The following is a 20,575-nucleotide window of genomic DNA, read 5'->3' on the forward strand; positions in this document are numbered from 1 at the left end:
GGAAACCATAAAGGAGCGGTGATGGCTACTGGCTTTCAATCTTGCGCCAGCGCTTATTGAATCCGTGGGGCGAGCAGGTCTGCTAGGCTATTCGTCCAGGATAAAAAACCTCATGGAGAGGGCAGAATGTTTACATTCGACACGTTGTGGAAAAGCCATCCGCAGATATTTGGTGATGCCGCGCCTTGCAGAACCAATGGCGCCAAGAACTTCAGTGACCAATGCGCGATCAACCTCGGCGTGGCCCTGCGTCGCGCCGGTGCAGACATGAGCCAGCTCAAAAGCGTGCGACATTGCTGGCAACACCCCAAGAGCGACGGGCATATATTGGCCGCCGAAGAACTTGCCAAGGCCTTGAGCCGCACCAAGATCCCTGGCTTGCAGGCCATGAAGACCATTAAAAGCGAAGAATTCGAAGAGACCCTGGGCGGGCAGCAGGGCGTTATTTTCTTCAAGGACTTCTGGCGTCGGGCAAACGAAACCACGACCAACCGCAGCGGCGATCACATCGATCTGTGGAATGGCCGTCGCCTGACGGATTGGCTGAGCTACCCACGTATATAAATGGGTTTTTCGATTGAAGGCACGTTCTCGGACTTTCACGATTCCAAGGACATCTGGTTCTGGAAAGTCATATGAACGTCATCAAGGGAACCTTGTTCGTCCTCATGATCATCGTGTTGGCGGTCGGCACATTTAATTTGGTGTTCATGGCCGTTGGTAGTTATTTCGGGCCGTTCTACGAGAGCGAAGCCGACCAGAGCCGCAACTTTGCGATCTGGTTGTTTGGCAATGTCGGGGTGGTGGTCGTGGCTGCGGCGGTGGGCATTGTCTGGAGTCGACGGCGCAAACCTCGAGTCTAGCCAGGCAGCCAAAGTCTACACAAACTCTGTGACAGAGAGTTCACCCTCCGCAGCCACCGCCTCCCACAGTTTTTGATTGCGGCTGTTCACAAATTTGGCGTCTGCCAGAGATCCCCTGTGGGAGCGAGCCTGCTCGCGATGACGGCGGCCCAGCCAACATCACCGCCTCAGACAGACCGATTTCGCGAGCAAGCCCGCTCCCACAATTGCCCATCTCCTGGCCCACGTCTTCAGCCTTCAAGGCACTACCTCGTCTGCGGCAAGTGGTACCACCTCATGCCTCGTGGTATGACGACTTTTCAAGATTTCGTCCGTGGAAATGATCACGTCTCCGCAAAAACTCTCGTGATTACGCAAGTTTTATTGCGTTACAGGGGTTGACAGTCCGCCAGTAACGTCAGAATAATCCGTCGCGTTGTATGACGACATACAAATAAACAATAACAACATTGGTGCTCCTCCCCATGAGAATCACAGGCGTTCACGTCGAAGTTTTTTCCACCCCTTCGCGCCGTGCCCAGGACAGCGCCGGCCATGCCCATCCAGGCGATGAGGTCATGATCAAGATGGCTTTGCTGCGAATCGGTTGCGACGATGGCTCCGAGGGCTATGCCTTCGGCTCGCCTGAGTTGATTCGTCCGCACATCATCGAATCCTTCGTGCGCAAAGTGCTGATCGGTCGCGACCCAATGGATCGCGAGAGCATCTGGCAGGACCTGGCGCACTGGCAGCGCGGCAGTGCCGGGCAGTTCACTGATCGGGCGCTGGCGCTGGTGGAACAAGCCTTGTGGGACTTGGCCGGGCGTGCGCTCAAGTTGCCGGTGCACAAGTTGATTGGTGGTTATCGCGACAAGGTCCCGGCGTACGGCTCGACGATGTGCGGCGATGACCTGCCGGGTGGCCTGTCGACGCCGGACGAGTACGGTCAGTTCGCCGAGAAGCTGGTCCAGCGCGGCTACAAGGCCATCAAGTTGCACACCTGGATGCCGCCGATTTCCTTCGCCCCGAACCCGCAAATGGACATCCAGGCCTGCGCCGCCGTGCGTGAGGCGGTCGGTCCCAACATCGCGTTAATGCTCGACGGCTACCACTGGTACAGCCGCATGGACGCGCTGACCATCGGCAAGGCCCTACAGGAACTGAATTTCGCCTGGTTCGAAGAGCCGATGATGGAAGACTCGGCAGAGTCCTATGCCTGGCTGGCGGCCAACCTGGACATTCCGGTACTGGGCCCGGAAAGCATCGCCGGCAAGTTCCATAGCCGCGCCAGTTGGGTCACCCAGAAATCCTGTGACATCCTGCGTGCCGGCGTGGCCGGGGTCGGGGGTATCGGGCCATGCCTGAAGGTGGCGCACTTGGCCGAATCGTTCGGCATGGACTGTGAAGTCCACGGCAATGGCGCGGCGAACCTGGCGGTGGTCGGTGCTATCAGCAATTGCCGTTGGTATGAGCGCGGGCTGCTGCACCCGTTCCTCGACTACGAAGAAGTCCCGGCGCACCTCAACAGCATCGTCGACCCGATGGATGCCGACGGTTTTGTGCATCTGTCCGACCGGCCGGGGTTGGGCGAGGACATCAACTTCGCGTATATCGAGGCCAACACCTTGTCTCGACATTGATCCTGTTCCACGCCTGAGGCTGATGGCTGCCCGGGCGACAAGTCTTTATAAATATAAGAAAGGACTGAACCATGAATCTCTGGCCCAAGCGCCTGACCAGGCTGCTGTGTGTCGCCGTGGCCCTGTGCGCAGTGCAGGTGCCCGTCAGCCTGGCCCAAGGCGAAACGCCCCCCGACCAATTGGTGGTGGGCATGAGCATGATCAATCTGCTGTCCCTGGACCCTGCGGCGGCCACCGGCCTGGAGGTCGCCGAAGTCAACGCCAACGTCTATGACATGCTCCTGGAGCAGGATGCGGCGCAACCGGACACGCTGATTCCGGCCCTGGCGAAAACCTGGGACGTCAGCCCCGACCGCATGCGCCTGACCTTCCAGTTGCGCGACGACGTACGTTTTCACTCCGGTGCGCCACTGACCGCGCAAGATGTCGCCTGGTCGTTGCAGCGGGTGGTCACCCTCAACCGCGCCCTGGCTTCGACCTGGAAAGCCTACGGTTTCACCGCCGACAACGTCGTCAAACTGATGCGCGCCGAAGGGCCGCACACCTTTGTCATGGAGTTGCCGCGCGTCACCGACCCGATGCTGGTGCTCAACACCCTGGCGACTTCACCCAGCGCCTTCATCATCGATCGCAGCGTCGCCTTGCAACATCAGGTCGGCGACGATCAGGGGGCGGCGTGGCTGGCGACGCACACGGCCGGGTCCGGCGCGTTCAAGCTCGACATCTGGCGCGCCAACGATGTGATCCTGATGAGTCGTCATGACGACTATTGGCGCGGCCCCGCGAAGTTGCGCCGGGTGATCATGCGCAACATGACCGAGTCCCAGGCCCTGCGCCTGATGGTCGAGCGCGGTGACCTGGACGTCGCCCGCGGTATGGCGGCCACGGACATCAAGGCGCTGGGCAAGGTCGATGAAGTGCGCATCCAGAGCATCGCCCGCGGCACGCTGTACTACGTGGCGATGAGCATGCAGCAACCGTTGTTCCAGGACATCCGCGTGCGCCAGGCCATCCGCCTGCTGATCGACTACCAGGGCATCAATGACGTGGTCATGCCGCACTACGGTGTGATCAATCAGCGGCCCTTGCAACTGGGGCTGCCGGCACGCCTGGACGATCCGGGTTATCGCCTGGACGTGGCCGAGGCCAAGCGTCTGTTGGCGGCGGCCGGACATGCCGAAGGCTTCAAGGTGACCATCCGTTCGCTGACCGATCCGCCGTTCATCAACATCGCCACCAGCCTGCAAGCGACACTGGCCCAGGCGGGGATCCAGGCGACGATCATCACCGGCACCGGCAACCAGATCTATGGGGCGATGCGCGACCGCCAGTTCGACATCCTCGTCGGTCGTGGCGGTGGCGGGGCGGAGCGTCATCCGCATTCGAGCCTGCGGGCCCTGGTGTACAACCCGGACAACCGCACCGAAGCCAAGCTGAGCAACTTCCAGGGCTGGCGCACCTCGTTCTTCAACCCGCAGCTCAATCAACTGATCGAGCAAGCCGAGCGCGAGCGTGATCCCGAGCGCCAGCGCGAAATCTACGCACAGATCCAGACCCTCTACGACCAACAGGCCGGGGCGATCATGCCGGTCTCACAGATGGTGGACGAAGTGGTGATCCATGCGGATGTGCGCAACTACATCGGCCACACCGCCGCCACCACACGTCTTCGGGACGTCTACAAGCAGCGCTGAAATCGACGGCCACAGGGCCAAGGCAGGAATGAACATGTCGACTGCATCCTTTTCAATCTGGACCACCCGGGCCGCTTCGGCGACCCGGCGCAGTGGCTCGGTGGCGGTGACGCTGCTGGGGTTGCTGCTGCTGACCTTTTTCATCGGACGAGTGATGCCCCTGGACCCGGTGCTGGCCATCGTTGGCCCGGACGCCGACGCCTCGGCCTACGCCCAGGTGTACAAAGAGCTGGGCCTGGACAAGCCGTTGTGGACCCAATTCGCGATCTACCTGGGCGATCTGCTGCACGGTGACTTCGGCATGGCCTTGCTGACCGGCAACCCGGTCATCACCGACATCGCCCGGGTCTTCCCGGCCACGCTGGAACTGGCGACCCTGGCCATTCTGTTCGGTGTGTTGGCGGGCTTGCCGCTGGGTGTCTACGCGGCGACGCATCAGGGGCGCGCCGGTGACCATGTCGCACGGCTGATCACGTTGTTCGGTTACTCCACGCCGATTTTCTGGATTGGCATGATGGCTTTCCTGGTGTTCTACGCCTGGCTGGGTTGGGCCGGTGGCGTCGGGCGCATCGGCCTGGCCTATGACGGGCTGATCCCGAAACACACCGGGCTGCTGTTGATCGACACTGCCTGGTCGGGCGAGTGGGAGGCCTTTCGCAGTGCGCTGCGCCACATCCTGTTGCCGGCGGTGATCCTCAGCTTCAACTCGGTCGCCTACATCAGCCGCATGACCCGCAGCTTCATGCTCGAGCAACTGTCCCAGGAGTACATCATCACCGCCCGGGTCAAGGGCTTGTCCCAGCGCCGCATCGTCTGGGGCCATGCCTTTGGCAACATTCGCGTGCAGCTATTGACCATCGTCGCGCTGGCTTACGGCGGCCTGCTGGAGGGCGCGGTGCTGATCGAAACCGTGTTCGCCTGGCCGGGCTTCGGCCAGTACCTGACCAGCAGTTTGCTGCTCGGTGACATGAACGCGGTGATGGCTTGCGTGCTGTTGATCGGCCTCATCTTCGTGACGCTGAACCTGATCAGCGACGCGCTGTACAAGATCTTCGACCCGAGGACTCGCTAATGAACCTGCCCCTGGTTTCCAGCGCACCCGGCGCCGCCGCGCTGCCCGCTTCCAGTACCGCAGCGATGGTCGCCAGCACCTTGCGCCTGCTGCGTTTCCTGCTGCGCAACCCGATGACCTTCGCCGGCCTGGTCGTCGTCGCAACCCTGATGCTGGTCGCGGCTTTCGCACCCTGGATCGCCGGCCATGATCCGCTGCTGCAGAACCTCGCCGGCGCGTTGCAGGCACCCAGCAGCGCGCACTGGTTCGGCACTGACGAATACGGTCGCGATGTGTTCGCCCGGCTGGTGTATGGCTCGCGCATCACCCTGTACATCGTCTTGCTGGTGACGGTGATTGTCGGCCCCATCGGCCTGCTGGTCGGGACGGTTTCCGGTTACTTCGGCGGTTGGGTCGACAGCCTGTTCATGCGCATCACCGACATCTTCATCTCGTTCCCCAGCCTGGTCCTGGCGCTGGCCTTCATCGCCGCCCTCGGCCCGGGCCTGGAGCACGCGGTGATCGCCATCGCGCTGACGGCCTGGCCGCCGATTGCCCGGCTTGCCCGCGCCGAAACCCTGCCGCTGCGCAACGCCGACTTCGTCGTCGCGGTGCAACTTCAGGGCGCGTCCAGTACCCGGGTCATCCTGCGCCACATCATCCCGATGTGCCTGTCGTCGGTGATCATCCGCCTGACCATGAACATGGCGAGCATCATCCTCACCGCCGCCGCCCTGGGCTTTCTTGGCCTCGGCGCCCAGGCACCGCTGCCGGAGTGGGGCGCGATGATCTCTACCGGGCGGCGCTACATGCTCGAAAGCTGGTGGCTGGTGGCGGCGCCCGGTGCGGCGATCATGCTGGTCAGCCTGGCCTTCAACCTGTTGGGCGACGGCTTGCGCGACGTCCTCGACCCACGCAGCCAATCCTGAGGAACAGGCCATGACTGAGATAAAACTTGCGGTACAGGACTTGTGCGTGGAGTTTCGCAACGCCGGCAAAACCTCGTTGGCGGTGCGTGACGTGTCGTTCACCCTGGGCCGGGAAAAACTCGCCATCGTCGGTGAATCCGGCTCGGGCAAATCCACCGTCGGCCGCAGCCTTTTGCGTCTGCATCCGCCGACCGCGCGGGTCACCGCCAAGACGTTGCGCTTCGCCGACATCGACCTGTTGGCCGCCAGCGAAAAGCAGATCCAGGCGATTCGCGGCGCGCGCATGTCGATGATCATGCAAGACCCCAAGTACTCGTTGAACCCGGTGGTGCGGGTCGGTGAACAAATCGCCGAGGCCTACCTGGCCCATCACAAGGTGCCCCATCGCGAAGCCCGCGAACGCGCCTTGGATATGCTCGCCAAGGTGCACATTCGCGACCCTCGGCGGGTCTACGACCTGTACCCCCACGAGGTCTCGGGCGGCATGGGCCAGCGGATCATGATCGCCATGATGGTAATCACCGATCCCCAGGTGATCATCGCCGACGAACCGACTTCGGCGCTGGACGTGTCGGTGCGCCGACAGGTGCTCAACGTGCTGGAAGAGTTGGTCAGCGAGCGGGACCTGGGGCTGATTTTCATCAGTCACGACCTGAACCTGGTGCGGCATTTCTGTGACCGCGTGCTGGTGATGTACGCCGGTCGCGTGGTCGAGTCGATTGTCGCCGCCGACCTGGATAACGCCACCCATCCCTACACCCAGGGCCTGTTGGCCGCATTGCCGAGCCTGGACCATCCACGCGCCACGTTGCCGGTGCTGCAGCGCGACCCCCACTGGTTGAATGCTTGAGGAGCCTGTCATGAGCATGATTGAAATCGCCGGCCTGAACCTCAGTTTTGGCACGGGCGCGACACTGAACGCGGTACTGCACGACGTCGATTTGAGTGTCGCCGAAGGCGAGGCATTCGGCCTGGTGGGGGAGTCCGGTTCGGGCAAGACCACCGTGCTGCGCTGCCTGGCCGGGCAGTACCAGCATTGGAGCGGACAGCTGCGGGTCGCCGGGCAAGCCGTCACGCGCAACCTGCCGCTGAACCACTATCGCACGGTGCAGATGGTGTTCCAGGACCCGTATGCCTCGTTGCACCCGCGCTATACCGTCGATGCCGCGTTGCAAGAACCGTTGCGTATCCATGGCATCGACGGGCGTGCGCAGAAGGTCAGCGAAATCCTGCGCAAGGTTGGCTTGAACGACAGCTTCCGTTTCCGTTATCCGCACCAGTTGTCCGGTGGTCAGCGCCAACGGGTGGCGATTGCCCGAGCGCTGATCCTGCGTCCCCGGGTGCTGTTGCTGGACGAACCGACCTCGGCGCTGGACGTCTCGGTGCAGGCGGAGATCCTCAACCTGCTGGCCGACTTGCGTCGCCAGGAAGGGCTGACCTACCTGATGGTCACCCATGATCTGGCGGTGGTTGCGCACCTGTGTGATCGGTTGGCGGTGATGCAGCAGGGCAGGGTGGTGGAGACGCTCGACAGTCATCGCCTGGCGAGCGATGGCGCCACCCATGCGTACACCCGTTTGCTGGTGCAGGCCAGTCGGGACATACAGCGAGTACCTATCGCTGTCTGAGTTTTGTTTTAACTCATGAGTTGTACTTGTTTTAACCCGTAAAAGACGTTGAACCCCAGGTATCAATGCCGCGCACGCGCTCGCCTGTGATTTGGCGTTTACCCCAACTTACTATTCAACCAACAAGAATAAAAACCATGAAAAAGACACTCGTAGTACTTTCTGTCGCTTCGTTGTTCACGTCGCTAGTTGCCCAGGCCGATACCGGTTATATCAACGTGCGCCATCAATATGCGGAAAAAACCCGCATGCACGCCGACCGTGCCAAGTTTGGTATTCGGCTGGAAAACGGCGTGGGGCTGGAAGGGGAACTCAAATACAAGACCGCCGGTGACCGGCAAGACGTCGCCTTCGACAATACCGTTGGCAGCGGCCATGAATTTACCGTCAACTACCAACACAAGATCAATGACCGCTGGACGCTGACGCCTTCGCTGGCCCTGGACAGCGATGAGGAGTCCACCACCTACAAAATGGGCCTGCGCCTGGGTTACAAGATCACCAAGGAACTGAGCATCGCCGGTCGCTACCGTTTTGACTCAGCCAAGCTTGACCGCGACCAGATCGACCGTGACGTACCGGATAATGGGCAGGACGATCAGAAGGTCAACCGTTACGATGTTTATATCAACTATGGTCCTCAAGGACCGTGGGCCTATGAGTATCAATTGACTTACTTCGATGCCGACTACATTCGCTATAACGGCGGTACCGACGACTATGAACAAAATGCGGTGGTCAAATACCAGTGGGATAAACGCTGGGCGCCGTTCTTTGAAGTCGGTGATATTAAAGTCAACTCGGTCGACAGTGATCGCCAATTGCGGCTGCGGGTCGGTGTTAAATACAGCTTCTTCTAAGTTATGTGAACACTGGGATCAAAAACTGTGGGAGCGAGCTTGCTCGCGATAGCGGTCTGCCTGTGCCGATGATGTTGGATGTATCGCCGTCATCGCGAGCAAGCTCGGCTCCCACAGAAGCAGTGTGGGTTATTCGTTGTAGAACGCCTGGCGTTGTTGGGTTTCACACAGGCGCATGCGGCTGTTGCTCAAATGCAGGTACATGGCCGCTCGCGCTGCATCGACATGACCGCTGGCGATGGCGTCGAAGATCTGCTGGTGTTCGGCGTTGATCCCTTGCAAGTACGCACTGCGGTCACTTTGTCCGGAATAGGCAGAGTTCATGCGCGTACGCGGGATCAGCTTCGTGCCCAGGTGCTTCATGATGTCGATCAGGTAGTAATTGCCGGCCGCCTTGGCGATTTTCAGATGGAACTGGAAATCGGCATTGATGGTGGTGCCGGACTTTTCCGGGCCTTGCAGCAACGCCTCCAGCGCCTGGGCCAATTCGGCCAGCGCTTCAGGCGTTGCGCGCTCGGCGGCCATGCCGGCGGCCTGGACTTCCAGGCTCAGGCGAAACTCCAGCAGGTTGAGCACATCCGACAACGTGGCAATCGTCGCTGGCCCCAAGGTGAAGCCCTCCGGCGCCGGCATGTCCAGGACAAAGGTGCCGACGCCATGCCGCGTCTCCACCAGCCCCGCCGCCTGCAAGCGCGACAGCGCCTCGCGCACCACCGAACGACTGACGCCTTCGGCCTCCATGATATGCACTTCGGTGGGGAGCTTTTCGCCGCACTTGAGAATGCCGTCGCGCATGCGCTGGGCAAAGCGGTCGACCAGGGTTTCGGCGAGGCGGCGCGGCTTGTTCAGTGGAGATAACGCTTGATCCGTCATCGGCTTGCTCTTGGGTGATCAGCGGGCATTATAGTGAGTTTTGGCGCAAGGTCGCGGCTATAATGCCGCGATCGTCTGGCTTTAATGGATAGGTGCAATGGACCGTGTCACACCCGATCGACGCCTGAGCATGACCCAGCAACTGGTGGTCGACCTGACGCAGCAGATACTGGCCGGCGAACTGCCTGCGGGCAGCAAATTACCGACTGAACAGGTCATCATCAAGGAACGCGGCGTCAGCCGGACAGTGGTTCGCGAAGCCATGTCGCGGCTCCAGGCCGAAGGTTTGGTGGAAACCCGTCACGGCATTGGCACCTTCGTGGTGGACACCGCCCGCCCGGGGGATTTCCAGGGCAGCAAACACGTCAAGGGCGGCGCCTACGATGCATTGGCCGTCATCGAACTGCGCCTGAGCCTGGAAGTGGAAGCGGCCGGCATTGCCGCGCAACGGGCCACGCCGGAGCAATTGCTGGCGATGCGTGAAGCGCTCGACACGGCGATTGCTTTTGACGCAACGGATGACGAAAGCGCGCGGGTCGATTTCGAGTTTCATCTACATATCGCCCAGTGCACCGGTAACAGTTTTTTCATCGACGCCATGGCCCATGTGGGAAATGCGTTGATCGCCGTCGTGCAACAGGCCGGGCCGACTGTGACGAGTGAAAATCGGGCGTTGGTGGTGCGTGAGCGCGAGCAGATCTACGCGGCGTTGGCGCGGCATGATGCGCAAGCGGCGCGGGCGTCGATGCGCTTGCATCTGATCAATATGCTGCAGCGGGTTCGGGGCGTGGTTGAGCTGACGGCGCAATAATCTCCACCGCAGAACCCTGTGGGAGCGAGCTTGCTCGCGATAGCGGCGGATCAGTCAACATTAGTGTGGCTGACACATCGCCATCGCGAGCAAGCTCGCTCCCACAGTTTTTGATCTCGGGGGTTTGCAAATGCTGTGTCCAGCACCGACCCCCTGTGGGAGCGAGCCTGCTCGCGATGACGGTGGCCCATCCTCTTGCTAGTTGCGCTTCCAGCACTCCGCAAACCGAGCACACACACCGTAACGCTCGTCCATCTGCGCCATCCTCTCCAGGTGATGACCTACCGCTTCGACTGTCACTCCATTCCCGATCCGGAAGTACTCCACCATCATCGCGACGTCCAGGTCGATCTCGGCTTTTTCCGGCTTGGCATTGGCGGTTTTGGGCAACGCCCACTGTTCCAACTGCTCGTCCTTCAACTGCCGCAGGCGCGTCTGGTATTCGTCCCTGAAGCGTTCCATCGAGTGCGCCTTGTTCTGCGCCATGTCATCGCCAAACGTCTTCAGGTTTTCCCGGTACAGCGTCCAGTAGTCAGCCGGCAGCTCGAAGCCGAGCTTGGCCTTGCGTTCGCTGATCAGGGTGTCCAGCTTCTCTGGCGAGTAACTCTCGACTTTTTCCTTGGCCGGATCGGTCTTCACCGTGACGACCAGGCTTTTATCGATGACTCGATTCATCAGCTCCAAGCGATGGGGCGTGTCCGGGTAGGTCTTGGGGAACAGCGGATTGCGACCGGCGCAGGCGGGAAAGTCTTTTTTCAGGATCGGGATCGGTGTGCGTACGTCCTTGCCGTCGACCCGTTGCAAGCGTTGCAGTTGAGTCAGGCAGAAGTTCTTCTCGGACTTGAACGTCACCTCGTATTCGGCATTGGCCTCGGGCGTAAAGTTGAAGCCCTTGCCGCACACGGCATAACCGCTGTTCATGTTGGTGCGCAGGTGAATCTGCTCACCGGGCTTGAGCTTGACCTCCAAATAACCCCTGGCATCCTTGGGCGCCGGAACGCTCATCCCCACCCGCCGCGCGGTATCGCTCAGCAGCATATTGTTGAGAATGCCCGTGGTTTGCCCGTCGCAATGGGCCGCGTCGAAATAATCCAGCGTTGCGTTGCTGGTATTGGCGACGAACCGCAACTTGGCGGCGTCCGGTTCGATGGCATCGGGATAACTGCCATTGACGCTGCAACCGCCGAGCAATACAAACAACGCGGACAATGCTAACAACGGGGCAGGGCAGCGAGGCAGGGCGAGCATAGGTCATCCTTGAAGGATCGATAAAGTTGGCGAATGCTACTGAAGTGCCACTATTGCGTCCATCACCTGCCGCTGGGCTGTAGGCAATACCCTCATCTTCTCGACAAGGACTTATCGATGATCGACTTCAACAACAAAGGCTTCTTCAAGCTCAAGCAAAACGACGAATACGCCGAACGTGTCACGGCCCTGCTGCTGGACGGTGAACAGGTCATCGACGCTTATAAATCCATGCGCGATGGGGTGGTTTTCACTAACAAACGCATCATCGCGGTGAACGTGCAAGGCATCACCGGCAGCAAAAAAGACTTCACTTCCTTGCCCTACAAAAACATCGTCGCCTATTCGGTCGAAACCTCCGGCACCTTCGACCTGGATTCTGAACTGGAGATCTATTTTTCATCCCTGGGCAAAGTGAAATTCGAATTCACCGGCAAGACCGGCATTGTGGAAATCTCCAAGGTGATCTCCAAACACCTGCTGACCTGATCGGCAAACTCAGTGTCCACCGCCAACCCCCTGTGGGAGCGAGCCTGCTCGCGAAGACGGAGGCACAGCCAACATCACCGGCCCAGACAGACCGCCATCGCGAGCAAGCCCGCTCCCACAGGGGCAGCATCCGCCCGTTGAAGCTCAGGGCTCCAGCGCTGGCCCCTTCAACTCGATCTGGTTGCCATCCGGATCTAAGCAGTAGATCGACCAACCCTTGCCCTCCGCGCCATAGCGCATCTGCGCTTTCTCAACGGTCAGGCCGGCCGAGGCCAAATGCGCGAGGAGGGCTTGCTCATCAAACGGCTCGATACGCAGGCACAGGTGATCGACATTGTGCCCCTGCTTGCCGGGCGCCGGCCCACCCTGGCGACCGAGAGGCCCGTCGACGGCCACCAGGTCAATCATCGAAACACCGGTGCCCAGATGAAGCATGCCTAGATCGTCCCGGCGCTTCTTGAGCTCGCAACCAAGCACCGACGTGTAGAAAGCGAGGCTGCGCTCGAGGTCTTTTACGCGCAGGACGATGTGGTCGATACGTTGAATCGTGAAGTTCTTCATACAGGCCTCATGTGCTCAGTGCCGCATGTTTATTGCCACAGGAATTCCACACGCTATCGGGGCTTCTGATACCGTGCAAAAAACATGATCTGGAGAATGGCATAAGCATGAAGGCTCCACGAATTTTTATGATCCACGCAACCCCTTTGGCGATCGAGCCCATCACGGCGGCCTTTGCCCGGCATTGGCCACAGGCACGGATCATCAATCTGCTCGAGGATTCGCTGCCCCAGGACCGGGTGGAAGAGGGCGAGTTGACCACGAGCATGAAGGCGCGCTTCCTGACGCTGTCCCACTACGCCGTACAAAGCGCGGCGGATGCCATTCTGTTTACCTGCTCGGCGTTTGGCGATGCCATCGACCTGGTTAAACCCGAGGTGGCCATTCCCGTGCTCAAGCCGAACGAAGCCATGATCGACCAGGCGCTGAGCCAGGCATCGCGCATTGCTGTGCTGGCAACGTTCGAGCCGACCATTACCTCGATGATGCCCGAGTTCAAGCAAGCGGCAGAGCGCAGTGGTCGCGCGGTGGAAGTGGTGCCTTATTTCGTTCCGGGTGCATTGCAGGCGTTGAAAGACGGCAACCCACAAGCCCACGATGCTGCCATTGTGGAAATGGCCGCTCAGGTTAAGGATTGCGACTTGATCTGCTTCGCCCAGTTCTCGATGACCAGTGCCGCCGAACAGGCCCAGGCTCGCTCCGGACTACCGGTATTGACCACGCCCGACAGTGCCGTGCTGGCGCTGCGCAAGTTGCTCTAAACGGATGATTTCGTTTCTTTCCAGGATGGATGATTTAGCCAATGCCCAAGTTCAACGCTCACCTCGGTTTTCAGTTCAATGAAGTGCCTTTTCTACAACGCATCGAAGCCGCCGCCGCTGCGGGCTTTCGCGCGGTGGAATTCCCGTCGCCCTATGAGTTCGACGCCAGTCTTCTGGCCGATCACCTGACTCAACACAACCTGCCGTTGATCCAGTTCGCCGCACCGGCTGGCGTGACCAAAGGCATCGCCGCCTTGCACGGCCAGGAAGAGGCGTTTCGCAGCGGCTTGCTCCAGGCTGCTCGTTATGCGAAGGCGCTGGCGTGTTCGGATGTCCACATCATGTCGGGCGTTACGACCCAGGAAGACGCCGCGCTTATCTATGGGAGCAACCTGGAGTACGCCGTCAAATACCTTGAGGACCAGGGGCTGCGGCCGCTGATCGAAGTCATCTGCGTGCAGGAAATGCCGGACTACTACATGTCCGACTTCAGCAAGGCGCAACAGGTGCTGGAGACGTTCCCGAGTGTCGGGCTGATCCTCGATCTTTACCACGCCCAACGGCTGACCGGGGACGCTGCGGATGTCCTGGCTCGCTTCTATGACCGAACCGTCCATGTGCAAATTGCCGACTGTCCGGGGCGTCATGAACCAGGGACGGGGAGCATGGATTTTGCGGCGTTGTTCGCAGACCTGGAGCAGCGTGGCTATCAAGGCTGGATCGGCTGTGAATACCGTCCCACCGGCTCTACCGTGGCAGGCCTTGATTGGATCAAGCAGTTCAGTGCCTGACAAACACACCCCTGTGGGAGCGAGCTTGCTCTCACAAAAAAGCGGCCAGGTCTGTGGGAAATCTGCCGCCCGTCTATCCTAGGTAGTCTTGAACCAGGCGCGGAATCGGCAACCGATCACCCAGGGACTCCCACACCATGAAAAAACAAGAACAAGACAACCTCATCCAAACCCTGAAAACCCGCTTCGAAAAAAACCTGAACCGTCACCCAGACATCCCCTGGGCCGACGTCCAGACTCGACTTGAAAACAACCCCAAAGCCTTGAAGTCCCTCCAGGCCATGGAAGCCACCGGGGGCGAGCCAGACGTGATCGGCCTCGATCCGAAAACCGGTGCTGTCACCTTCTGCGATTGCGCCAAAGAAAGCCCAACCGGTCGCCGAAGCCTCTGCTACGACCGTGCCGCCCTGGACGCACGCAAGGAGAACAAGCCCAAAGGCAGTGCCGTTGAAATGGCCGAAGAAATGGGCATCGCCCTGCTGACGGAAGAGCAGTACCGAGCCCTGCAAACGCTCGGCGAGTTTGATGCCAAGACGTCCAGTTGGCTGGCAACCCCTCCAGCGCTTCGCGCCCTCGATGGGGCGATTTTTGGCGACTACCGTTATGGCCGGGTGTTCATCTACCACAATGGCGTGCAGTCGTATTACGCAGCGCGTGGGTTTCGTGGGTTGCTAAGCATCTAAGCAAACCCGTGGCGAGGGAGCTTGCTCCCGCTGGGTTGCGAAGCGGCCCCAAACCCATTCACCGCGGTGCACCAGGAGAAACGGTGTCGGCAGGTTTTGCGGCTGCTGCGCAGCCGAGCGGGAGCAAGCTCCCTCGCCACAAAAGCTGATGCGTTCGAAGGATCGCGGTGAGGCAAAACCGCCTCACTCAAACACCAAAACCTCACACCCCTTGGCCTCAACCATCTCACTGAACTCCGGCAACCGCGCCACAAACTCCGTCTCAAACGCCAGGTACCGATCCTGCCCCGGCACATAACGGACATCCGGTTTAATACGCGGGATGTCCTTGCTCGACAGCTTCACCACCTCATTGCTGCCCTGATTCCAAAACCACGCCAGCGTGTGTGTGCCAAAGGTGTTGGCGCGATAACTCCACACCCACCAATCCCCATGCCCCCGGGCCACATGAAGCTGCCCATGAAACGTGCGCAACGTAATGACCTGCTTGGGCTGCGTGACAAGCAGGCGCGTGTCCTGGCGTAGCTCACTGCCGAAGCCGTCCAATGTCGCCTTCGTCGCAGTGCCAGTCATGAAGTTGAAGCGCCACGCCAACAACACCGTTTCCTGATAACCCGAGTGCTCAACGTTCTGCCGCGCGCCTTCGCTGAACAGCAGAACCTCGTCACCCCCCAGGTACGCGGTTGAGGCCCGCAGCTTATAGGCCTCAGCGGGCATCGGTTTGGCGACGAAGGCCTGGTGCGGCGATTCTTGATTCCAAGTCCAGCAGTGCGGGCCGTTGTGCTGCATGAACAGCAAGCGACCAGGACCGACGGGCAGGATCGTCAGTTCATCCGCGTACTCGAAAATCACCTCGCTGCTGTCCGCCGTGATCCGCCAGATCCGCGTCAAATGCTCGGGTTCGTAAATGCGCTGGCGTTCGAATATCTCCGAGCCCACCACCACGCAAGGCTGTTCAAATTCCGGCCACTGCTCCCCGGCAGGCCCGAACGCCGCGATCTCATCGCCTTGCCGAATCTCGTATTGGTAACGGTCATCCGCACTGTAATCGCCGCGTATGACCCGACGTTTCCACAGGCTGCGCTGGGCATCGGCATTGATGAGCTGCAAGTCCGCGGCGTCCACGTCATCGGTCCTGTGTTCGAGCATGTCCTGCTCGGCGGGCGGCCATTGGTTGTAATCGATCAGGAAGCACAACCACTGGTCTTCGTCCTGCTCGGTGATGGCCGCCCAACCGTTGCGGTAGTTGTATTCATGCACATAGGTGGCGCCGGGATAGTCATGGACTTCCTGCAGCCACTTCACCTTGCTGCGCTTGGGTTTGGCCGGTTTGCGTTCGATGGCGGCGGGCTTGGGTGGTGCGATCAAACTCGCCGTGAACCTCGGCTCGCCGCGCTGGCCCTGCCAGTGCTGGGCAAACGCCTCGCGCTGATCGGCCTGGACAATCACCGGCCGATAATCATCGCCACCGGCATCCAGGTTCCACAAGTCATAACCCTGAGCCGCCAACACCGGCGCCAGCGCCTCGAAACAGACCTCGGGCATCTCGTTGGATACCTCATCCAACAGCGCCTCGAACCCCGGGCCGGCAAACACATCGATGTCGGGGTAGTAATGCTGCAGCAGCCCGAGCAAGTCGCTGCCCGGTGTTTTCCAATCGATATGAACCAACGGATCAAATGGCGATTGCGTCACGGCTGTCTTCCTTGTGGATTCTCTGCGCATCTTAGCTGCACACCGCCGAACTCAAGCAAACCAATAAGCCGATTTTGATTGACTGGCCGTGCACAGCCCCCTGTGGGAGCGAGCTTGCTCGCGATAGGGGCAGGTCAGGCAACATCAATGGCGGCTGGTTTACCGCTATCGCGAGCAAGCTCGCTCCCACAGGTAGTTCAGTGACTCAAAGCTCCGGAAACTCAGACAAATAACAAACCGACGAACTCCCCTCCGCCCGTTTCTCCACCTCATCCTCCAACCACTGCGCCAACACCACCGCATTATTCTCAACCGTAGACTTGGCCGCATACACCAACGTCAGCGTCCCATCCCGCGCAATATCCACCAGCTTCCACCAATGCTCTGGCCGCGCCGCCAGCTCACGCCGATACGCCACGCTGAACTCGGCAAACGAAACCGCCCCCGCCTTGAACGCCTTGCGCAACTCATGGGAAGGCCCGACCTCCGGTAGCCACTGCGCAATCGCCAACGCATCCTTGCGACAATTGCGCGGCCACAAGCGGTCGACCAGAACCCGTACGCCATCCGCGGCGCTGGCTGTTTCATAGGCGCGTTTGCACTGGATCATCAAAGCCTGCCTGTCGAAGTGGAATCGCCTCAGCATAGCGGCCATGGACATATCGGCGCCTTCAAGTCTTCGCCGCACCTGCCGCTATTGGTGTAACGATTTTTACCGATCCATCGATTTTGCGTTGCGATAGCGTTGCTTTCCGGCAATTAATTGGCAAACGCACGATAAGAGAACGTAGCGAATGGACAACGGACGATACGAAAGGCGGGCGGCTATGGAGGCAAGCGCGGCGGTGTCGTCCGAGCCGCCGCATATTCTGCTGATCGACGACGTCCCGGAGGATATCCGTGCGACGCTCATCCTGCTCAAGGCCCAACCCTGGCGAGTTTCCCTGGCCAGCGATGCCCACCAGGGTTATCAGCGGGCACTGGCCTTGCGTCCGGACTTGATCGTGCTGGACGTGCACATGCCGCACATGAACGGTTTCAGCCTGTGCCGGCTGTTGCGCGAGGCGCCATCGACCCGGCACACGCCCATCCTGTTCCTGTCTTCAGCCAACAGCTCCATCGAACGCCTGGAAGGGCTCACCGTGGGCGGGGTGGATTACATCCCCAAGTCCTGCGCGCCCGAGGAAGTGCTGGCGCGTATCAAGATCCACCTGCAATTGACTTGGCGCGCGCCGCCCACCCATCAACACAACCCGGCGGATCCGGAGCCGGAAGGCGACGAGATCGTCCTGCGCGCCGTGATGCGGTTGATCGAAGACCACCTCGATGACATGCCGTCCCTGGTCCAACTGGCGCAAAAAGTCGGCACTCACGAGAAGCGTCTCTCGCGGATCTTTCGCGAGCACCTGGGGCTGACCGTGTTCGCCTACATTCGCGACGCACGACTGCGGCGCGGCCAGGATCTGCTTTCCGAAAGCGCCATGAGCGTGCAGGACGTTGCCGAACTGGTGGGCTTTCGCAACGCCTGCAACTTCACCACGGCCTTCCGCCAGCGAATCGGCATGACGCCCAGTCAGTTTCGCCAGCAAGCCCTGGGCATCACCGAAACCGAGTTGGCCGGGCGCACCTGATGCGGCTCCTACAGGTTTTATTGCTGACGATAGCGTTGTTATCCACAGGCTTGCTGCGTGCCGCGCCTGTGGATATCTGCCAGGCTGACCACCTGGACCTGATGCCCGCGATACAGATTTTCGAAGACACCCAGGCCAGCCTGAGCCTGGAAGCAGTCACTCAACTACCCAACACGTATTTCAACCCTGCAACCCCTGGCTGGCCGACCCAAGGCTACAGCCGCTCCGCCTTCTGGTTGAAAGTGCAGCTCAGCAACTCAAGTACTGCGGCGTGTTCGCGCCTGCTGGTGGTCGGCGCGCCGCGCCTGGAAGACATCCGCGTCTATCAACCGGGTCAGGATGCCCATGCCGGTGGCGCCTATCCCTTGACCGAATGGCCGCAGCCGGCGACACGTCAGCCGGCGTTCCCGGTCTCGCTGGCAGCAGGGGAGAGCATCACGTTGTACGTCCGCGTGGCGAGCAATTTCCAGATGTTGCTGGAGCCGGAACTGTGGTCCGAACCGGCGCTGCTGCGCAGTCAGCAACAGACTTATTTGAGCGACGGACTCACCCTCGGCATTGTCCTGCTGGTGGTCCCGTTCGGTTTCATCGTCGGCTGGATCCTGCGCTCCCAACTGCTGACCGTGAACGCGGGCGCGGTATTGAGCTACATCCTGCTGACCTGCATTCTCAACGGCTACCTGATCTACTGGCCCGCGGCGCTGGGCTGGACACGGGAGCTGCTGACCTGCGCCAGCGCGATCGCGTTCGTGCTGTTCCTGGCCTACTTCCGCGTGCTGTTGCAGGTTTCCCAACTGCCAAAAATCATTGGCTGGAGCTATTGGGTTCCGTTGTTGGGCTGTGTCTTCGGCCGAATCTGGTGGCTGAAGATCGACCCGGTCCAGGGCGCGCAAATCGTCCAGATATTTCTCATGAGTTTCTATGGCGCGCTACTCGCCACGTTATTCATGGCGTGGCGCAAGCGGCTGAACTACAGCTGGATGGCCTGGCTGGTGCCGGCCCTGATGCTTGCACAATTGCTGATGCGGATGCTTTTCCCCCAGGAACACTTGCCTTGGCAGTCGCCCCAAAGCAAATACAGCTTATCGTCCACACTCCCGGGCGTGGTGTTGCTGGTGTGCACGTTGATCATGGAAGTCGCCCGCAGTCGCAACCGTGAAAAAAACGCCCTGTCCACCCTCGACCAACAACGCCAAGCCGAACAGGAACGCCTGGAAAGCACCGTGGCGCTGCGCACCTCGCAGCTGCGCGAATCCCTGGCGGCGCGCAGCGCGTTGATGGCGCGGATCAGCCACGACCTGCGCTCGCCGCTGGTGCGCATCATCGACTACGCGCGGCTGCTGCATGCCGGCCCCAACCGCGACTATCAAGCCACCATCGAGCGCAACGCCCGCCAGCAACTGGAACTGATCGACGAGATGCTCGAGTTCTCCCATGGCGAGCTGGAGCAGATGCAACTGACCCTCGCGCCGGGCTACCTGTACGGCTTCCTGCAAGAGATCGCAGATGAGGCGGGCTTTCTCGCCGCACGCCAGGGCAACACCTTTGAGGCGGTGCTGGCGGATGACCTGCCACCCCTCGTAGAGGCTGACTTCAAACGTCTGCGGCAGATCCTCATGAACCTCCTGGCGAACGCGGCGAAATTCACCCGCAACGGCCAGATCCGTTTTGAAGTGTGCGCTTCTTCAGGTGCGAGCACCGACACCGTGGAACTGCGCTTCAGCGTGATCGACACCGGCATCGGCATTGACCCGCAAGAGTTCGAACAACTCCTGCAACCGTTCCGCCGCGGCCGCAATGCCCAGCGCTTCGAAGGCAGCGGATTGGGCCTGTCCATCGTCACGCAACTGCTGGAGCGCATGGACAGCCGCCTCGAACCCCAAACCACGGGGCAGGGCAGCCACTTCAGTTTTCGCCTGCAACTGAACTGCGCCCAAGAACACGACTTGGAAAACGGTATCGTCGACAACAACGCCACGCCCCTCGACGGCCAGGGCAAACACGTCCTGCTAGTGGACGACATCGAACAGAACAGCGAATGGCTCTACGACCTGCTGGCCGGTTACGGCTTCGACGTGAGCATGGCGGCGACCGGCGAAGACGCCTTGGCCTGCCTGGCTGAACAATCGATTGACCTGCTGATCAGCGACCAGATGATGCCCGGCATGGACGGGTGGGAACTGCTGCGCCAGGTGCGCGACGGTGCGTGCGATCTACCCGTGATGCTTTATTCCGCAGTGCCGCCACGCAGGCCGGAGAACTATCCAAAGGACCTGGCCTTCGACGCAGTACTGCTCAAGCCCGCCGACAGCCGCGAATTGCTGGCCTGCGTCAAGGCACTGGCCTGTCCGGACACGGTGCGTCGCGCGACGGCTCGGGAGCAATAGC

21 protein-coding genes are annotated in these 20,575 nt (G+C 60.5%); 16 read left to right on the forward strand and 5 right to left on the reverse strand.

Annotated features, from left to right (window positions below; genetic code table 11):
* The first annotated feature begins 126 nt into the window (after positions 1-126).
* The 9 genes from HU749_RS05705 (at position 127) to HU749_RS05745 (ending at position 8,644) form a co-directional block, all read left to right on the forward strand.
* Positions 127-564 (forward strand): type VI secretion system amidase effector protein Tae4, encoded by a 438-nt coding sequence (locus HU749_RS05705; RefSeq protein ID WP_225919134.1) that lies wholly within the window; start codon positions 127-129, stop codon positions 562-564.
* A 71-nt stretch (positions 565-635) separates the two neighbouring features.
* Positions 636-863 (forward strand): hypothetical protein, encoded by a 228-nt coding sequence (locus tag HU749_RS05710; RefSeq protein WP_046063873.1) that lies wholly within the window; start codon positions 636-638, stop codon positions 861-863.
* A gap of 464 nt (positions 864-1,327) precedes the next feature.
* Positions 1,328-2,482, forward strand: a complete 1,155-nt coding sequence (locus HU749_RS05715) for a mandelate racemase family protein (RefSeq protein ID WP_046063874.1) — start codon at positions 1,328-1,330, stop codon at positions 2,480-2,482.
* A 71-nt stretch (positions 2,483-2,553) separates the two neighbouring features.
* Positions 2,554-4,176: an ABC transporter substrate-binding protein gene (locus tag HU749_RS05720; RefSeq protein WP_046063875.1), complete on the forward strand. Its 1,623-nt coding sequence runs from the start codon at positions 2,554-2,556 to the stop codon at positions 4,174-4,176.
* A gap of 34 nt (positions 4,177-4,210) precedes the next feature.
* Positions 4,211-5,248 carry an ABC transporter permease gene (locus HU749_RS05725; RefSeq protein WP_024616252.1) on the forward strand — a complete coding sequence of 346 codons (1,038 nt, stop codon included), beginning with the start codon at positions 4,211-4,213 and terminating at the stop codon, positions 5,246-5,248.
* A complete protein-coding gene (locus tag HU749_RS05730) occupies positions 5,248-6,156 on the forward strand; it encodes an ABC transporter permease (protein ID WP_079302641.1) in 909 nt (302 codons plus the stop codon). The genes HU749_RS05725 and HU749_RS05730 overlap by 1 nt, the downstream gene beginning before the upstream one ends.
* Positions 6,157-6,166: 10 nt before the next feature.
* Positions 6,167-7,006 (forward strand): ABC transporter ATP-binding protein, encoded by an 840-nt coding sequence (locus HU749_RS05735; protein ID WP_186650091.1) that lies wholly within the window; start codon positions 6,167-6,169, stop codon positions 7,004-7,006.
* Positions 7,007-7,016: 10 nt separating this feature from the next.
* On the forward strand, positions 7,017-7,784 hold the full coding sequence (locus tag HU749_RS05740) for an ABC transporter ATP-binding protein (protein WP_186650088.1): 768 nt from the start codon (positions 7,017-7,019) through the stop codon (positions 7,782-7,784).
* Between the two features lie 137 nt (positions 7,785-7,921).
* Entirely contained in the window at positions 7,922-8,644 is a 723-nt protein-coding gene (locus HU749_RS05745; protein ID WP_186650086.1) for an oligogalacturonate-specific porin KdgM family protein, read from the forward strand.
* A 129-nt stretch (positions 8,645-8,773) separates the two neighbouring features.
* On the opposite strand, the gene HU749_RS05750 is transcribed toward HU749_RS05745, so the two are convergent.
* Positions 8,774-9,517 (reverse strand): FadR/GntR family transcriptional regulator, encoded by a 744-nt coding sequence (locus HU749_RS05750; RefSeq protein ID WP_024616248.1) that lies wholly within the window; start codon positions 9,515-9,517, stop codon positions 8,774-8,776.
* A 97-nt stretch (positions 9,518-9,614) separates the two neighbouring features.
* On the opposite strand from HU749_RS05750, the gene HU749_RS05755 reads away from it, so the two are divergent.
* The gene (locus HU749_RS05755; RefSeq protein ID WP_186650083.1) at positions 9,615-10,328 is read left to right on the forward strand and encodes a FadR/GntR family transcriptional regulator; all 714 of its coding nucleotides are present in this window, start codon (positions 9,615-9,617) and stop codon (positions 10,326-10,328) included.
* Positions 10,329-10,526: 198 nt separating this feature from the next.
* On the opposite strand, the gene HU749_RS05760 is transcribed toward HU749_RS05755, so the two are convergent.
* Positions 10,527-11,576, reverse strand: a complete 1,050-nt coding sequence (locus HU749_RS05760) for a hypothetical protein (RefSeq protein WP_014336663.1) — start codon at positions 11,574-11,576, stop codon at positions 10,527-10,529.
* 117 nt (positions 11,577-11,693) lie between these two features.
* On the opposite strand from HU749_RS05760, the gene HU749_RS05765 reads away from it, so the two are divergent.
* On the forward strand, positions 11,694-12,065 hold the full coding sequence (locus tag HU749_RS05765) for a PH domain-containing protein (RefSeq protein ID WP_013692294.1): 372 nt from the start codon (positions 11,694-11,696) through the stop codon (positions 12,063-12,065).
* Between the two features lie 144 nt (positions 12,066-12,209).
* Here HU749_RS05765 and HU749_RS05770 read toward each other — a convergent pair whose 3' ends face one another.
* Entirely contained in the window at positions 12,210-12,626 is a 417-nt protein-coding gene (locus tag HU749_RS05770) for a VOC family protein (RefSeq protein WP_186650081.1), read from the reverse strand.
* A gap of 107 nt (positions 12,627-12,733) precedes the next feature.
* Between HU749_RS05770 and HU749_RS05775 the strand changes: the two genes are divergently transcribed.
* The 3 genes from HU749_RS05775 to HU749_RS05785 all read left to right on the forward strand — a co-directional run bounded on the left by HU749_RS05775 (position 12,734) and on the right by HU749_RS05785 (position 14,861).
* Positions 12,734-13,387 carry an arylsulfatase gene (locus HU749_RS05775; protein WP_041475735.1) on the forward strand — a complete coding sequence of 218 codons (654 nt, stop codon included), beginning with the start codon at positions 12,734-12,736 and terminating at the stop codon, positions 13,385-13,387.
* A 41-nt stretch (positions 13,388-13,428) separates the two neighbouring features.
* Positions 13,429-14,178 carry a hydroxypyruvate isomerase family protein gene (locus tag HU749_RS05780; protein WP_095974683.1) on the forward strand — a complete coding sequence of 250 codons (750 nt, stop codon included), beginning with the start codon at positions 13,429-13,431 and terminating at the stop codon, positions 14,176-14,178.
* Between the two features lie 137 nt (positions 14,179-14,315).
* Positions 14,316-14,861 carry a DUF4256 domain-containing protein gene (locus HU749_RS05785; RefSeq protein WP_095974684.1) on the forward strand — a complete coding sequence of 182 codons (546 nt, stop codon included), beginning with the start codon at positions 14,316-14,318 and terminating at the stop codon, positions 14,859-14,861.
* 183 nt (positions 14,862-15,044) lie between these two features.
* Here the strand turns inward: HU749_RS05785 and HU749_RS05790 are convergent, their stop codons facing one another.
* Both HU749_RS05790 and HU749_RS05795 read right to left on the reverse strand, forming a co-directional pair.
* On the reverse strand, positions 15,045-16,556 hold the full coding sequence (locus HU749_RS05790) for a DUF6630 family protein (protein WP_225919135.1): 1,512 nt from the start codon (positions 16,554-16,556) through the stop codon (positions 15,045-15,047).
* Positions 16,557-16,761: 205 nt separating this feature from the next.
* A complete protein-coding gene (locus tag HU749_RS05795; RefSeq protein WP_186650108.1) occupies positions 16,762-17,166 on the reverse strand; it encodes a DUF488 domain-containing protein in 405 nt (134 codons plus the stop codon).
* A 217-nt stretch (positions 17,167-17,383) separates the two neighbouring features.
* On the opposite strand from HU749_RS05795, the gene HU749_RS05800 reads away from it, so the two are divergent.
* Positions 17,384-18,187 (forward strand): response regulator transcription factor, encoded by an 804-nt coding sequence (locus tag HU749_RS05800; protein WP_186650076.1) that lies wholly within the window; start codon positions 17,384-17,386, stop codon positions 18,185-18,187.
* Positions 18,187-20,574 (forward strand): hybrid sensor histidine kinase/response regulator, encoded by a 2,388-nt coding sequence (locus HU749_RS05805; protein WP_186650073.1) that lies wholly within the window; start codon positions 18,187-18,189, stop codon positions 20,572-20,574. The genes HU749_RS05800 and HU749_RS05805 overlap by 1 nt, the downstream gene beginning before the upstream one ends.
* Position 20,575 lies beyond the last annotated feature (1 nt).

The sequence above is a fragment of the Pseudomonas ogarae genome (assembly GCF_014268695.2).
Lineage (GTDB): Bacteria > Pseudomonadota > Gammaproteobacteria > Pseudomonadales > Pseudomonadaceae > Aquipseudomonas > Aquipseudomonas kilonensis.